Source organism: Rhizobium sp. BK275, from assembly GCF_014193555.1.
Classification (GTDB): domain Bacteria; phylum Pseudomonadota; class Alphaproteobacteria; order Rhizobiales; family Rhizobiaceae; genus Rhizobium.
In genome coordinates this window covers 317,392-331,439 of sequence record NZ_JACHZL010000007.1, presented here as the reverse complement: position 1 = coordinate 331,439, position 14,048 = coordinate 317,392, and the positions used below count along the sequence as shown (strand labels likewise).

Below are 14,048 nucleotides of genomic sequence, written 5' to 3'. Positions count from 1 at the left end.
GAGCGGGTCTTTCCCGCTCCCTTCCTGAAAGGGGCGGTCTGCCATGGGTTATACGCTGAATTTTGCTGCTGTCTGGCGCAACTTCGATTTTCTTCTTAGCGGCTTGATGTTGAGCCTCGGTTTGGCGGTCATTTCGATCTTGATCGGGGCTGTCATCGGTCTGTTCGTTGCATTCGCGCTGCTCTCCAAGAGCCGTGCCGCTGTCGCGCCGGCAAGAATCTACGTTACCGTTATTCGAAATCTTCCTATTCTCGTGCTCGTCCTGTTCGCATTCTTCGCGCTGCCTCAGATGGGCTTCCGGCTGGACAAGATCAAAAGCTTCGTCTTGGTTCTCTCACTCTATTCAGGAGCATACCTCGCGGAAGTTTTCCGCGCCGGACTTCTCTCGATTCCCAAGGGATTGACCGAGGCCGGAATGGCGATTGGCTTGACGTCGATGCAGATACGCACATCGATCATAGCGCCGCTGATGTTCCGCAACGTTCTGCCCTCGATGTCCTCGACAATCATCTCTCTCTTCAAGGACACATCGCTTGCCGCAACGATCGCCGTGCCCGAGCTGACTTTTGCAGCCCGCAAGATCAATGTTGAGAGCTTCCGTATCGTCGAGACCTGGATGGTCACATCGGCTCTCTATGTCGTCACCTGTTTCCTCATTGCCGCTCTGATGCGCTTCATCGAGCGACGTCTGGCATTGCCGAGGTAAGCCGATGTCTCAGACCTTTCTCGATCAACTTTGGATCGCCCGTCACGTCATCCTGAATGGCATGGCGATGACCGTATCGATCTCCCTACTGGCTATTCTCACAGGCTCCGTGCTCGGCCTCTTCGTAGGTCTGGCGCTGGTCTATGGAAACAGTGTGCTGCGCCTGATCGTGCGGGCCTATACGGATGTGATCCGAGGCACGCCCGTTTTGGTACTCGTCCTCGCAAGCTATTACGTCTCCAGTGCCGTGGGCCTGGAATTGGGAGCATTTGCGGCGGGTGTTCTGGCGCTGGCGGTATTTTGTTCGTCCCACGTTGGTGAGATCGTTCGCGGTGCTCTTCAAGCCATCCCGAAGGGGCAAACCGAAGCCGCAAAAGCGATCGGGCTGACGTTTACGCAGACGTTCACCTCCGTCCTATGGCCTCAGGCGCTGCGCCAGTGCCTGCCGGCCTGGGTCAACACGGCGGCGGAAATGGTGAAAGCGTCGACGCTGCTGTCGGTGATCGGTGTAGCGGAACTGTTGCTGCGAACGCAGGAGATCATCTCCCGCAACTTCATGAGCCTGCAGTTCTATTTCCTGGCAGGGGCTCTCTATTTCGTCGTCAACTTCGGTATCGAGCGCTTCGGCAGATTCATCGAGCGCAAGACTGCCCTTCCATCCTGAGGAGCCGATCGATGGCCAAAACAATGCTTGAAATCAAGAGCCTGCGCAAAAGCTACGGCCAACACGAAGTGCTCAAAGGGGTCGACTGCTCCGTACAGGAAGGCGAGGTTATTTCGATTATCGGCTCTTCCGGCTCGGGCAAGACCACGATGCTGCGCTGCGTGAATATGCTGGAGGAATTCCAGGGCGGCACGATCAGCCTGGACGGTGAAGAGATCGGGTACCACGTGGAGGGAGCGACCCGTCGGCGCAAGAGCGAGAAAGAAATCGCCCGCCAGCGCGCGCTCACCGGTATGGCCTTCCAGCAGTTCAACCTGTTCCCGCACATGACAGCGGCCCAAAATGTCATGCTTGGCCTCGTCAAGGTCAAGAAGATGCCGAAGAGCGAAGCGAGGTCGATCGCGGAGCGTTGGCTCGACCGCGTCGGGCTGTCGGCGCGGGCCGGTCATTACCCGGGCCAGCTCTCCGGCGGTCAGCAGCAGCGCGTGGCGATCGCCCGTGCGATCGCGATGTCGCCGCGTCTTATGCTGTTTGATGAAGTGACCTCGGCTCTCGATCCCGAACTGGTGGGCGAAGTGCTGCAGGTCATCAAGGGGCTTGCGGCAGATGGAATGACCATGCTGCTGGTCACCCACGAGATGCGCTTTGCCTACGAGGTATCCTCGCGGGTCATCTTCATGAACCAGGGGGTGATCTGCGAGGAAGGCAATCCAAGAGAAATGTTCGTGAATCCCAGGACCGAGCGCCTGGCCGAATTCCTGAAGACCTCCAGCTTCAACTAAAGGAAAGTGAAAGAATGACTATCAAGCGTTATGGGGCTGGCGAGACGGGCGCAGGCGGACAACCACTTCCCTTCGCCCGAGCCACCGAAGCAGGCGGCTGGCTATATGTTTCCGGCCAAGTGCCCATGGAGAACGGCGAGATCGTTCCTGGCGGAATCGTTGTCCAGAGCCGAAAGGCTATCGAAAACCTGATTGCCATTCTCAATGAGGCGGGCTACAGCCTTGAAGACGTCGTGCGTGTGGGCGTGTGGCTTGACGATCCACGTGATTTTTGGAGCTTTAACGGCGTGTACGCTGAGTATTTCGGAGGAAACCCTCCGGCCCGCGCTTGTGTCCAATCCAGCATGATGGTCGACTGCAAGGTCGAAGTTGATTGCGTGGCCTACCGCGCGGATCGCGCCTAATATCGGAGAAAGCATGGCTGAGGCTGGTATCGACACAGTATCGCGGCGCACCCGAGGACTGGATCGTGCCTTCGAGATCCTCGAATTCCTTCGGGTGAAACGACAGCCGATGCGGCCGAACGAGATCGCGGCCGAAATTGGCGCGCCTCGATCTTCGGTCTACGAGCTGGTCAATCTCCTGCTCAGCCACGGCATGCTTGATTACCACGGGGGAGACGGCCGCGTTAATCTTGGCCGCCGCCTGTATTTCCTTGGAACGGCCTACGCCGAACAATTCGACCTGATGCGGGAATGCGACCGCATGCTGGTGCGGCTGGCCGAAGAAACCCGTGAGACGGCACAGATGTGTCTGCTCGAGGGACGCAAATACACCGTCGCCATGATGCGCGAGGGCATCCGGCCGTTTCGCATCTCCTCGAATGTCGGCGAGCTCGTTTCCATCCCCTGGACGGCGTCCGGCCGGTTGCTGGTTTCGCACCTGAGCGATCAGGAGATTGTCGATCTGATTCCGCCGGAGGACTTCGTTCTTCCAAACGGTCGGCAGATGAAGCCGGCGGAATTCATCGCCCAGGTGCGTCAGGCGGCCCGCGACGGATTCTTCACCTTCAACAGTGAGGTGGAGAATTTCACGCATTGCTTCGCGGTGCCGGTTCATCAGGCCGACGGTGCCTGCATCGCCACCCTGTGTCTTGTAACTCCGCGCGAGGACGGCGTACGAAATCGGAGCAAGTACCTGGAGAGCTTGCTTGGTGCAGCCAACGAGATTTCCGAGAAGCTGGGATACCAGCGAGCCCAGAGACCGGTCGCATTCGAAGACGCTGGGAAGGTCTCGGCCAATATCCGGCAGTAGACGCCTTCAAGTTAAGGGTCCCGGATTACCGGTACGGAACCTATCAGGCATACCCTCTGTTGACGGCAGGCATTTTCCTGTCGCGCACGGTTCCTACATAAGCTAAAGACACCACAAACGCGCTAGGGCATGCCCGTATTTCCCTTGATCACGGACATGCTCTATCTCTTTGTTTTCACGCATTCCGAACGCAAAACCGCTGCGCACGTTTGCTGGATTGCTCTAGGCAGGGATTTTCGAGAGCTCATGACCATTCCCAACACTATCAAGATCACGCCGGAACTCATCGCTTCACACGGCCTCAAGCCGGACGAGTACCAGCGCATTCTGGATCTGATCGGCCGCGAACCGAGCTTTACCGAGCTCGGCATCTTCTCGGCCATGTGGAATGAGCACTGCTCCTATAAATCCTCCAAAAAGTGGCTGCGCACGCTGCCGACCAAGGGGCCGCGCGTCATCCAGGGGCCGGGCGAAAATGCCGGTGTGGTCGATATCGATGACGGCGATTGCGTAGTCTTCAAGATGGAGAGCCACAACCATCCCTCCTATATCGAGCCCTATCAAGGTGCCGCGACCGGTGTCGGCGGCATCCTGCGCGACGTCTTCACCATGGGCGCGCGCCCGATCGCGGCCATGAACGCGCTGCGCTTCGGCGAACCGGATCATCCGAAGACTCGCCACCTCGTCTCCGGCGTGGTCTCCGGCGTCGGCGGCTACGGCAATTCCTTCGGCGTGCCGACGGTCGGCGGCGAGGTTGAGTTCGATGCCCGCTATAACGGCAATATCCTCGTCAACGCTTTTGCTGCCGGCATTGCGAAATCCAATGCCATCTTCCTGTCGGAAGCAAAGGGCGTCGGCCTTCCGGTTGTCTATCTCGGCGCCAAGACCGGCCGCGACGGTGTCGGCGGCGCGACGATGGCATCGGCTGAATTCGACGAATCGATCGAGGAGAAGCGTCCGACGGTTCAGGTCGGCGACCCCTTCACCGAAAAATGCCTGCTCGAAGCCTGCCTGGAATTGATGCAGACCGGTGCGGTCATCGCCATCCAGGACATGGGTGCGGCCGGCCTCACCTGCTCGGCTGTCGAAATGGGCGCCAAGGGCGATCTCGGCATCCTGCTCGAACTCGACAAGGTGCCGGTGCGCGAAGAGCGCATGACCGCCTACGAGATGATGCTGTCGGAAAGCCAGGAGCGCATGCTCATGGTGCTGCAGCCGGAAAAGGAAGAGGAAGCCAAGGCGATCTTCGTCAAGTGGGGCCTCGATTTCGCTGTTGTCGGCAAGACCACGGATGACCTTCGGTTCCGCGTCATGCATCAGGGCGAGGAAGTCGCCAATCTGCCGATCAAGGATCTCGGCGACCAGGCTCCGGAATATGACCGCCCCTGGCGCGAATCCGGCAAGCGCGCGCCCCTGCCCGCCAATCTCGTGGCAGCACCGCAGAATTATAACGAAGCGCTGCTGCAGCTCGTCGGCTCCGCCAATCAGTCCAGCCGCCGCTGGGTCTACGAACAGTATGACACGCTGATCCAAGGCAACTCCCTGCAGCTTCCGGGTGGCGACGCCGGCGTCGTGCGTGTCGAAGGCCATCCGCTGAAGGCGCTTGCTTTCTCTTCCGACGTTACCCCGCGCTATGTCGAGGCCGATCCCTTCGAAGGCGGCAAGCAGGCCGTTGCCGAATGCTGGCGCAACATCACCGCGACCGGCGCCGAGCCGCTGGCGGCGACCGACAATCTGAACTTCGGCAATCCGGAAAAGCCCGAGATCATGGGCCAGTTCGTCGAGGCCGTGAAGGGCATCGGCGAAGCCTGCCGCGCGCTCGACTTCCCGATCGTATCCGGCAACGTCTCGCTCTATAACGAGACCAACGGCGTTGCGATCCTGCCGACGCCCACCATTGCCGGCGTTGGCTTGATGCCCGACTGGCGTAAGATGGCCCGCATCGGCAGCGCTGCCGAAGGCGACAGGGTTCTGCTTATCGGCATCGACGGCAGCCATCTTGGCCAGTCCGTCTATCTGCGCGATGTCGTCGGCAGCATCGAAGGCCCGGCACCGGAAGTCGATCTCTTCGCAGAACGTCGCAATGGCGATTTCGTCCGCTCCGTCATCCGCAACGGTCAGGCGACCGCCTGCCACGACATTTCCTCCGGCGGTCTCGTGCTGGCGCTTGCTGAAATGGCAATGGCGTCAGGCAAGGGTCTCAAGGTCAGCCTCAGCGAAGGCAAGGGTGCTGCGCATGCGCAGCTCTTCGGCGAGGATCAGGCGCGTTACGTGCTGACGGTTCCAAAGGAGGTCGCGGATTTCGTCTGCGCCAATGCCGAAGGCGCCGGCGTGCCCTTCCGCCGCCTTGGTACGGTCCAGGGCGACAGCCTCGTCGTCGACGATCTGATTGCGCTGCCAATTCAGCAATTGCGCGATGCCCATGAATCGTGGTTCCCTGATTACATGGAAGGCCGCGGCGAACTTGCCGCGGAATGATGCGCAAGGAGTAACGATCATGGCCATGAAACCCGGCGATATCGAAGACATGATCAAGGCTGGGATTCCCGGTGCCAAGGTGACGATCCGCGATCTGGCAGGTGACGGCGACCACTACGCCGCCGAAGTTGTCGCGGAAGCCTTCCGCGGCAAGAGCCGCGTGCAGCAGCATCAGATGGTCTATGAGGCGCTGAAGGGCAACATGGGCGGCATCCTGCACGCCCTTGCCCTGCAGACCTCGGCGCCGGATTGAACCGACCCCCTGACTTCGACCGATCGAAGATTGGAAATGAAAAGGTCTGGCTGGAAGACGTTTTTGCAGCCGGGCCTTTATTTTGGAATGGAGGCGGTTGCTCGAAGATCGACGCGCCCTCACCTCTTTGTCCGTCTATTCGCAAGCCGGCAGCTTGTCCTGCTCAGGATAGGCAAAGACCGAGGCCGGCATCGGGCCTGCCGTCAGCAATGTGAAATCGAAGGAGGATTTCATGTCCGGCCCCAGCACATACTGGCGATGCACACGCAGCTGATCCCCACGGATCTTCTTGTAATGTTCCGGCGTCAGCATCTGCCGCACGCGGATATGGATCATGCTGGCCTGCGGGGCATCCGGATGGCCGGAAACGCTGACGACCGGCACCTTGTAGAAGTTGATCGAGTCCGTCAGGCACTGCACATCCAGCCAGAAAATATCCGGGCAACGCGCAATCAGTCCGACGCGCGAACGCAGCAGCGTGGCAGATGACATCAGCGCGCATTGCAGGATGGCGCCGCCGAGTGTTGTAAAGACCACGCGCTTGCCCTTGAAGACATCCGGCTCCCGCTCCAGCAGAATGCCGACGACATGGGCCGCGACGCTGGAGCCCATGCTGTGTGAGGAGATGACATATTCATCGGCCTCCACGTTGAGCGCTTCGCGCATCGACGTCGCGCATTGCTCCAGCCAGTCGTTGAAATCAGGCCTGTCCATGCGTGCCAGCGCCACCGCCATTTCCCAATCGGCAAAAAGATGCAGCGTGTGGAAGCGCTCCGAGAACGGCAGGAAGCCGAAGATAAAGAAGATGGCTGCCAGCGGTGCGCTCCAGCCGACATGCCAGCCGGGAAGCCCAAGCCAGTAGTGCAGCGTCAGGATCTGCAGCGTGATCAGGATTGCAAATGCCGTCAGCAGGAAGGGAAAGATGAAGAACAGGCCGAAGCGCCAAGCGTGGCGGAAATAGCCGGCCATGCCGCCTTCCCGCACCACCTGCCAGAAGCTCAGAAAGCCTGCCGCGATCCGGCTTGCCGTATTGCCCATGCGCAACCGCTGCACCAGTGCGTTATGGTCGAAGACATGCACGCGCGTCTGCGTCTGCCAGCCATCGGCGCCGGTGCTGACATCGAAGGAAACATAGTGCCCTTCGCCTGCGGCACCCGTAGCGACATTATAGCCCCAGACGGATGCGCTCTGCCTTGCGGTACGCTCATACCGCGCCCGGTGCGCTGCGCCATCAAGCGGCTCGAATCCAGGGAAATGCAGGGCAACCCGCTTGTCGATCAGTTTCATAGTCTTTTTCTTCTTTTCTGTCGGGTTGGGGGCGCCGTTGCCAGGATGACGGGTTCGCTTGAAAATACGGCGAAAAACCGGATAGAACCTTCGAGCCGTCTTGCTAAGCGAACTCTTCCGGAATTCAATAGCGCAAGGCGTGTTTCGATAGGATTGAGGGGGATTTTGTGGCCAATCTCGTGAATGAACTGGTGTCGGGCGTCGTCAACAGCGTGTTGAAGGAAATCCTGAAGAAGACGACAGGCCGCACCACGACCAAGCGCAAGCGCCGCAAGGCAGCGTCTGCAACGACAAGCCGCACCACCCGCAAGGCAACGTCGACGAGCCGTAAGCCCGCTCGCAAGCAGGTCAGCAAGCGCCGCACGGCGGCAGGCCGCAGCAGACAGCGCCGCGCTTAGAGCCTTCTTCACTGGAAGCTGCAAAGGCCGGCACGCCTTGCCCGGAAGGCAAGGAAGATCGGTCGCGTATGCTCGAGGAATCAGGGACGGGCGCGATCTCGGCGGTATGACCGACGTCTCGCAACGGGACGTCAGTCGCTTCGCCGATACCGCGATCGAACGGATCCAGGCCAGCCTCGCCAAGACGCCGTAACGCAGAGGCAACAATATGCGTCGCTAAGTGTCGCGGATTGGTCTTTTTTTGGTTTTGGCGGGTGGAATTCCGGCCCCCACATGCTATCTAAGGAAAACGATTGAAACGGCGGGCCTTTAACCCGCCTGTTGAAAGGATTAGAGCCTATGAGCGGTATCAACGAATTCATCGGAAACGAGATCAAGAGCAACGACGTCGTCCTCTTCATGAAGGGCACGCCGCAGTTTCCGCAGTGCGGTTTCTCCGGCCAGGTCGTCCAGATCCTCGATTACCTCGGTGTCGACTATAAGGGCATCAACGTGCTCGCCGATTCGGAAATCCGCCAGGGCATCAAGGATTATTCCAACTGGCCGACGATCCCCCAGCTCTACGTCAAGGGCGAGTTCATTGGCGGCTGCGACATCGTCCGGGAAATGTTCCAGGCAGGTGAGTTGCAGCAGCATCTCCAGGAAAAGGGCGTCACGGTTAAGGGCGCCGCCTGATCGGTCATCGGGCGTCCGTCCGGTTTCCAAATCTGTATCTTGAGTTCGAGGCGCTGTGCCAAGCAGCGCCTTGACCTGTTTATGGGAATTTCATTGTGACAGATTCATCACAAGCCATGTCCGCGGGTCGGCTGCCCATGGGCAAGCTTGAATTTATCGCGCTTGCGGCTTTCCTGATGGCCGTCAACTCGCTGGCAATCGACATCATGCTGCCAGCGCTGCAGCAGATTGGCTCCAGCCTCGGCGTCGAGAACGAAAATCATCGCCAATATGTCGTTTCCGCCTATCTTTTCGGTTTCGGCCTCGCCCAGCTTTTCTACGGTCCGCTGTCCGATCGCTTCGGCCGCCGTGTTCCGCTGCTGATCGGCCTCGGCATTTACGTCGTTGCCGCCTTCGGCATTGCTGTGGTCCCAACTTTTGCGGGCCTGCTGGCGTTGCGCTTCATCCAGGGACTTGGTTCGGCCGCCACCCGCGTCATTACTATTTCCATCGTCCGCGATGTCTACGGCGGAAGGCAGATGGCGGAGGTCATGTCGCTCATCATGATGGTCTTCATGGTCGTGCCGGTCATCGCGCCGGGTAGCGGCCAGATCATCATGCTTGTCAGCACCTGGCACATGATCTTCGTCTTTATCGGCACCATGGCGACGGCTGTCGGCACGTGGATGTATCTGCGCCTGCCGGAAACGCTTGATCCCGCCAATGTCCGTCCGTTCACGGTCCGCTCGGTGGCGCAGGGCTTTGCGATCTTCTTTTCCAATCGCATCGCCCTCTGTTACACCATTGCCAGCACGATCCTTTTCGGCGCACTGTTCGGCTTCATCAACTCCGCTCAGCAGATCTATGTCGGCATCTACGGGCTTGGCGTCTATATGCCCGTCGCCTTTGCCGGAGTGGCGCTGTTCATGGCCTTTTCGTCCTTCATCAATTCGCAGCTGGTCGGCCGCTTCGGCATGCGCCGCCTGTCGCACGCCTCGATCCTCGGCTTCTGCTTCTTGAGCTTCATCTGGCTGATGGTGCAGATATCGGGGCCGCAGCCAATGCCTTTCCCGATCTTCATCGTGTTCTTCGCGTTGGTCATGTTCCAGTTCGGCTGGATCGGCTCCAACTTCAACTCGCTCGCCATGGAGCCGCTCGGTCACCTTGCCGGCACCGCCTCCTCGGTGATCGGCTTTATGAGCACGATCGGCGGCGCATCGATCGGAGCCCTGATCGGGCAGGCTTTTGATGGCACGGCGACGCCGATGATCGCGGGCTACTTCGCGGTCTCGCTTGTCGGCATCGTCTTCGTGCTGATCGCCGAAAAGGGCCGGCTGTTCAGACCGCAGCATGCGCCGCTGTCGAAGGACGCATCGCTTTCCAGCTTCACCGATATCGGCCACTGATATCAGGCTGAGGCTTTCAGACACATCAGGCGGCGGGGCATCTTGGTAGGAGCCTGCCGCATCCCGCATCAATTCGGCCGCTTTAGCGTCCGTTCTTCCGTCATTCAGGGGGATTAGAATGACTCCGACGCACAAACCGCACACGGAAAATCAGGGTTCTGCCCGCATCGGCATGGGCTTTGTCGAGTTCGTGGTGACGATCGCCATCATGACCGCCAGCATCGCCATGGCGATCGACAGCATGCTGCCAGCGCTACCCAATATCGGCCATTCGCTGGGTGTCACCAGCAACAATGACGCACAGCTCGTCATCGGTGTCTTCTTCTTGGGGTTTGGCGCCTCCCAGATCGTCTTCGGCAGTCTCTCGGATGCCTTCGGCCGCCGCAACATCCTGCTCGGCGGTCTGGCCTGCTACGTGGTCGGCATGTTTGCGGCAGCCGCAACCGGCAGCTTCGAAATGCTGCTGATCATGCGTTTCGTTCAGGGCATCGGCGGTGCGGCCGTGCGCATCACCACCATGGCAATCGTGCGTGACTGCTTCGGCGGCCGTGAGATGGCCCGCGTCATGTCCTATGTCATGATCGTCTTCATGATCGTGCCGATCGTCGCTCCCTCGGTCGGCCAGCTCATCATCACCTATGCCCACTGGAACTGGATCTTCATCCTGCTCGGCATCGTTGCGACGATCCTCTTCGTCTGGGCGCTGCTGCGCCTGAAGGAATCCCTGCCGCCGGAGGAGCGCATCCCGCTGTCCTTCGGCGCGGTCGTTGATGGCTTCAAGACGGTTCTGACCAACCGTATCACCTGCGGCTACATGATCGGGTTGACCATGTTCACCGGCGTCATCAGCGCCTATGTGATCTCGGTCCAGCAGGTCTTCGGAGAGGTTTACGGCCTCGGTGACTGGCTGCCGATTGCCTTCGCGGCAACAGCGGGCGGCATCGCCGTCGCCAACTTCCTGAACGGCATGCTGGTGCGCACTTTCGGCATGCGCCGTATCTCGCATGCAGCCATGCTGCTGTTCACCATCGTCTCGGCGATTGGCTTCGTGGCGGCACTCGGCGGCACGCCGTCCTTCGCCTTCTCGTATGCGCTCTTCTCGATCCTTTTGATGATGTTTGCGGTGATCGCTACCAACTTTACGGCGATCAGCCTGGAACCGATGGGTAATCTCGCCGGCACCGCAACGGCCGTCACAGGCTTCGTGTCGACGACCTTCGGCGCTATCATCGGCGGCGGCGTCGGCCAGCTCTTCAACGGCACCGTCCAGCCGCTGTTCGGCGGCTTTGCGCTCTTCGGCGCCGTTACCGTCGTCATGGTGCTTTGGGCGGAAAAGGGCAAGCTTTTCACCCATCCCGGCGACAGCCCGCAGATCGACCCCGGCGCCGTTCACATGTAATGCTGCAGCAGGCATAACTGGAAAATCACGATGAGCCGTTTCTGGAGCCCCATTGTCCATTCCTTGACGCCCTACGTGGCGGGCGAACAGCCCGTCATCGACGGCCTGGTCAAGCTCAACACCAATGAGAACCCCTACGGCCCATCGCCCCGTGCGCTGGCGGCGATTTCGGAAGCGGTCAACGACACGCTGCGGCTTTATCCCGAGCCGACGGGCCTCAAGCTGCGCAAGGTGATTGCCGCAAGCCACGATCTCGATCCCGGTGAAGTTTTCGTCGGCAATGGCTCGGATGAGGTTCTGGCACACACGTTCCAGGCACTGCTGAAGCACGAACTGCCCCTGCTCTACCCCGACATCACCTACAGCTTCTACCCGACCTATTGCGGCCTGTACGGCATCCATTTCCGCGAGGTCCCATTGGACGAAAAGATGCAGGTTCGCATCGAGGATTACCGCCGGCCCTGCGGCGCGATCATCCTGCCCAATCCGAACGCGCCTACGGGGACGGCACTGCCGCTGGCCGCGATCGAGGCGCTGTTACAGGAGCATCCCGATCAGGTCGTCGTCATTGATGAAGCCTATGTGGATTTCGGCGGCGAAAGCGCCATCCCGCTGGTGCGGAAGTATCCGAACCTGCTCGTCATCCAGACCTTCTCGAAATCGCGCGGACTTGCGGGTCTGCGCGTCGGCTTCGCCGTTGGTCAGCGGCCGCTGATCGATGCCCTGGTAAGGGTCAAGGACAGCTTCAATTCCTATCCGCTGGACAGACTGACCCAGGCAGGCGCCGTGGCTGCCTGGGAAGATCGGGAGTGGTTCGGGAAACATTGCGACCTGATCGTCGCAAGCCGCGAGCGCCTGACCGTCGCGCTTGGCGGGCTCGGCTTCGAAGTCCTGCCCTCCTCCGCCAATTTCGTCTTCGCCCGCCACAGCACCCGCGGCGGCGCGGAACTCGCTGCGGAACTGCGCAAGCGCGCGGTCCTCGTACGGCATTTCCGCGGGGCGCGCACCGAGAATTTCCTGCGCATCACCATTGGCACCGATGCCGAATGCGACAAGCTTCTGGATGCGCTGAAGCAGATCCTCGCCTGACGGCTCAGACCGTGACGACCTCACGGCGCAGGATATCCCAACTGTCCTTGTCCGGCGTGATCAGCAGTCCTCCGGTAACATGATGCGGCAGATAGGCCGAGCCGTCGAAACGGGCGGCATAGGCACCTGCCTCCTGGCAGATCAGCGTTCCGGCCAGATGATCCCAGGGCATCAGCTTGTTGTACATCAGGTAATGCACATGCCCGCTGGCAAAGGTGCGGTATTCATGGGCCGCACAGCGATAGTTGGTCAGGAAACGCACCTTCGCGAGATTGCCAAGAATTTCGGCGCGTTTGTCTTGCGGCAAGTAGCCGGTCGAGGCCATGCCGACCATCTGGTCGAGCGCCACAGGCTCGGCCACCCGCAGCCGCTGCGATTCGCCATCCGGCCGCCGCAGCCAGGCACCACCGCCCTTTTCCGCCATGACCCAGTCGTCGCCCATCGGATCATAGATGATACCGGCAACCGTCTCGCCTTTGGAAACAACCGAGGCCATGACGCCGAAGGCCGGAATGCCGGCGGCAAAGTTGAAGGTGCCGTCGACGGGATCGACGATGATGGCGAGATCCGCGCCTTCGATCTTGTTGAGAAGGGCTGCATCGGAGGCGACCGATTCTTCGCCGATGAAGAGCGCTTCCGGCCAGAAGCGCGCGGCCTCCGCCTTCATCATTCTTTCGGCCTGCTCGTCCGCCTCGGTCACGAGGTCGGTCGCTTCCGTCTTGGCGCGCACATCACTGCTGCCCAGCCGGCGAAAGCGCGGCAGGATCTCGGCTTTCGCTGCCTGCCGCAAGAGATTGGCAAGCTTCATCGTATCTATGGCAGTCGTCATGGCGGTCTCCCCTCGGTTTATCGGTAGCCGACGATCTCGTTGCGGATCATCTGCCAGCTTTCCTTGTCGGGAGCAGAGATGATGCCGCCGGAAATCTCGCCCGGCCTGTAAGGCGTTCCGTCGAATTTCGCAGTATGGCCGCCGGCCTCCTGATGCGTCAGAACACCGGCAAGATGATCCCAAGGCATCAGCTTTTCATGGCCGATGAAATGCAGCTTGCCCGAGGAAACCATCCAATATTCGTAGGCCGAGCAATTGAAAGCGAAAGTCATGCGGGTCTTGGCCATATTGCCGGCAATGCGCGAACGGTCAGGCTCGTCCATATGACTGAAGGACATGGCGCCGACCATGCGGCCAAGCTCGATTGGCTCTGCCACCTTCAAACGGACAGGCTCGCAATTGCGCTTGTGCTGGAAAGCGCCGGCGCCCTTGATGGAAACGACGGTATCGCCGAGTGCGGGATCGTGAATGAGGCCGGCAACCGTCTCGCCCTTGATCGTCACGGCGAGGATCGTGCCGAAGACCGGCAGGCCGGCTGCGAAATTGAAGGTGCCGTCGACGGGATCGATGATGAAGGCAAGGTCGGCATCGGCAAGCGCCGGCACGACGGAACGATCTGCCTCGTAGGCTTCTTCGCCGACGATGAGTGCTGCAGGAAAACGCTCGCGGATGACGGCCGTCAGATAGGCCTCGGAGCGCAGGTCGGCCTGCGTGACGAGATCGACGGAAGATGTCTTTTCGGAAACACTGGCCGCGGCCGCATTGCGGAAGCGCGGCATGATCTCTTCTTCGGCGACGTGCCGGAGGCAGTCGCCGAGAAACTCTATGTCATTGTCTGAGAAATTCATT

General features: G+C 60.2%; 15 protein-coding genes. 12 read left to right on the top strand and 3 right to left on the bottom strand.

All coding sequences use genetic code 11. The features are described from left to right. Window positions 1-43 precede the first annotated feature (43 nt). From FHT82_RS22805 to FHT82_RS22775, 7 genes are all read left to right on the top strand, one after another. Window positions 44-706 (top strand): amino acid ABC transporter permease, encoded by a 663-nt coding sequence (locus FHT82_RS22805; RefSeq protein ID WP_183734944.1) that lies wholly within the window; start codon window positions 44-46, stop codon window positions 704-706. Between the two features lie 4 nt (window positions 707-710). Next, window positions 711-1,370 (top strand): amino acid ABC transporter permease, encoded by a 660-nt coding sequence (locus FHT82_RS22800; RefSeq protein ID WP_183734943.1) that lies wholly within the window; start codon window positions 711-713, stop codon window positions 1,368-1,370. 11 nt (window positions 1,371-1,381) lie between these two features. Continuing rightward, window positions 1,382-2,152: an amino acid ABC transporter ATP-binding protein gene (locus FHT82_RS22795; protein WP_281412300.1), complete on the top strand. Its 771-nt coding sequence runs from the start codon at window positions 1,382-1,384 to the stop codon at window positions 2,150-2,152. Between the two features lie 14 nt (window positions 2,153-2,166). Then, complete coding sequence (locus tag FHT82_RS22790) at window positions 2,167-2,556, top strand: RidA family protein (RefSeq protein WP_183734941.1); 390 nt, start codon at window positions 2,167-2,169, stop codon at window positions 2,554-2,556. Between the two features lie 13 nt (window positions 2,557-2,569). Then, window positions 2,570-3,406, top strand: coding sequence for an IclR family transcriptional regulator (locus FHT82_RS22785; RefSeq protein ID WP_183734940.1), 837 nt, complete (start codon window positions 2,570-2,572; stop codon window positions 3,404-3,406). A gap of 246 nt (window positions 3,407-3,652) precedes the next feature. Then, window positions 3,653-5,884, top strand: a complete 2,232-nt coding sequence (gene purL / locus FHT82_RS22780) for a phosphoribosylformylglycinamidine synthase subunit PurL (RefSeq protein ID WP_183734939.1) — start codon at window positions 3,653-3,655, stop codon at window positions 5,882-5,884. Between the two features lie 19 nt (window positions 5,885-5,903). Further along, a complete protein-coding gene (locus tag FHT82_RS22775; RefSeq protein ID WP_007826248.1) occupies window positions 5,904-6,137 on the top strand; it encodes a BolA family transcriptional regulator in 234 nt (77 codons plus the stop codon). Window positions 6,138-6,272: 135 nt separating this feature from the next. Here FHT82_RS22775 and FHT82_RS22770 read toward each other — a convergent pair whose 3' ends face one another. Beyond that, window positions 6,273-7,424 (bottom strand): hypothetical protein, encoded by a 1,152-nt coding sequence (locus FHT82_RS22770; RefSeq protein ID WP_183734938.1) that lies wholly within the window; start codon window positions 7,422-7,424, stop codon window positions 6,273-6,275. Window positions 7,425-7,591: 167 nt separating this feature from the next. Here FHT82_RS22770 and FHT82_RS22765 point away from each other — a divergent pair, with 167 nt between their 5' ends. The 5 genes from FHT82_RS22765 to hisC all read left to right on the top strand — a co-directional run bounded on the left by FHT82_RS22765 (window position 7,592) and on the right by hisC (window position 12,370). Then, window positions 7,592-7,822 (top strand): hypothetical protein, encoded by a 231-nt coding sequence (locus FHT82_RS22765; protein ID WP_183734937.1) that lies wholly within the window; start codon window positions 7,592-7,594, stop codon window positions 7,820-7,822. A gap of 339 nt (window positions 7,823-8,161) precedes the next feature. Continuing rightward, a complete protein-coding gene (grxD, locus tag FHT82_RS22760; protein ID WP_183734936.1) occupies window positions 8,162-8,497 on the top strand; it encodes a Grx4 family monothiol glutaredoxin in 336 nt (111 codons plus the stop codon). Window positions 8,498-8,634: 137 nt separating this feature from the next. Next, window positions 8,635-9,882, top strand: coding sequence for a multidrug effflux MFS transporter (locus tag FHT82_RS22755; RefSeq protein WP_183734935.1), 1,248 nt, complete (start codon window positions 8,635-8,637; stop codon window positions 9,880-9,882). Window positions 9,883-10,000: 118 nt separating this feature from the next. Then, window positions 10,001-11,281 carry a multidrug effflux MFS transporter gene (locus FHT82_RS22750; RefSeq protein WP_183734934.1) on the top strand — a complete coding sequence of 427 codons (1,281 nt, stop codon included), beginning with the start codon at window positions 10,001-10,003 and terminating at the stop codon, window positions 11,279-11,281. A gap of 30 nt (window positions 11,282-11,311) precedes the next feature. Beyond that, window positions 11,312-12,370, top strand: a complete 1,059-nt coding sequence (gene hisC, locus FHT82_RS22745; protein ID WP_183734933.1) for a histidinol-phosphate transaminase — start codon at window positions 11,312-11,314, stop codon at window positions 12,368-12,370. A gap of 4 nt (window positions 12,371-12,374) precedes the next feature. Here the strand turns inward: hisC and FHT82_RS22740 are convergent, their stop codons facing one another. Both FHT82_RS22740 and FHT82_RS22735 read right to left on the bottom strand, forming a co-directional pair. Then, complete coding sequence (locus FHT82_RS22740) at window positions 12,375-13,199, bottom strand: inositol monophosphatase family protein (RefSeq protein WP_183734932.1); 825 nt, start codon at window positions 13,197-13,199, stop codon at window positions 12,375-12,377. Window positions 13,200-13,216: 17 nt separating this feature from the next. After that, the gene (locus FHT82_RS22735; protein WP_183734931.1) at window positions 13,217-14,047 is read right to left on the bottom strand and encodes an inositol monophosphatase; all 831 of its coding nucleotides are present in this window, start codon (window positions 14,045-14,047) and stop codon (window positions 13,217-13,219) included. Window position 14,048 lies beyond the last annotated feature (1 nt).

Excerpts from the sequence above, each read along its gene's own strand:
- FHT82_RS22790 (WP_183734941.1), top strand. The coding sequence starts at position 2,167 with ATGACTATCAAGCGTTATGGGGCTGGCGAGACGGGCGCAGGCGGACAA.
- FHT82_RS22770 (WP_183734938.1), bottom strand. The coding sequence starts at position 7,424 with ATGAAACTGATCGACAAGCGGGTTGCCCTGCATTTCCCTGGATTCGAG.
- FHT82_RS22795 (WP_281412300.1), top strand. The coding sequence starts at position 1,382 with ATGGCCAAAACAATGCTTGAAATCAAGAGCCTGCGCAAAAGCTACGGC.
- FHT82_RS22800 (WP_183734943.1), top strand. The coding sequence starts at position 711 with ATGTCTCAGACCTTTCTCGATCAACTTTGGATCGCCCGTCACGTCATC.
- FHT82_RS22735 (WP_183734931.1), bottom strand. The coding sequence starts at position 14,047 with ATGAATTTCTCAGACAATGACATAGAGTTTCTCGGCGACTGCCTCCGG.
- FHT82_RS22740 (WP_183734932.1), bottom strand. The coding sequence starts at position 13,199 with ATGACGACTGCCATAGATACGATGAAGCTTGCCAATCTCTTGCGGCAG.
- FHT82_RS22805 (WP_183734944.1), top strand. The coding sequence starts at position 44 with ATGGGTTATACGCTGAATTTTGCTGCTGTCTGGCGCAACTTCGATTTT.
- FHT82_RS22775 (WP_007826248.1), top strand. The coding sequence starts at position 5,904 with ATGGCCATGAAACCCGGCGATATCGAAGACATGATCAAGGCTGGGATT.
- purL (WP_183734939.1), top strand. The coding sequence starts at position 3,653 with ATGACCATTCCCAACACTATCAAGATCACGCCGGAACTCATCGCTTCA.
- grxD (WP_183734936.1), top strand. The coding sequence starts at position 8,162 with ATGAGCGGTATCAACGAATTCATCGGAAACGAGATCAAGAGCAACGAC.
- FHT82_RS22755 (WP_183734935.1), top strand. The coding sequence starts at position 8,635 with ATGGGCAAGCTTGAATTTATCGCGCTTGCGGCTTTCCTGATGGCCGTC.
- FHT82_RS22785 (WP_183734940.1), top strand. The coding sequence starts at position 2,570 with ATGGCTGAGGCTGGTATCGACACAGTATCGCGGCGCACCCGAGGACTG.
- hisC (WP_183734933.1), top strand. The coding sequence starts at position 11,312 with ATGAGCCGTTTCTGGAGCCCCATTGTCCATTCCTTGACGCCCTACGTG.
- FHT82_RS22750 (WP_183734934.1), top strand. The coding sequence starts at position 10,001 with ATGACTCCGACGCACAAACCGCACACGGAAAATCAGGGTTCTGCCCGC.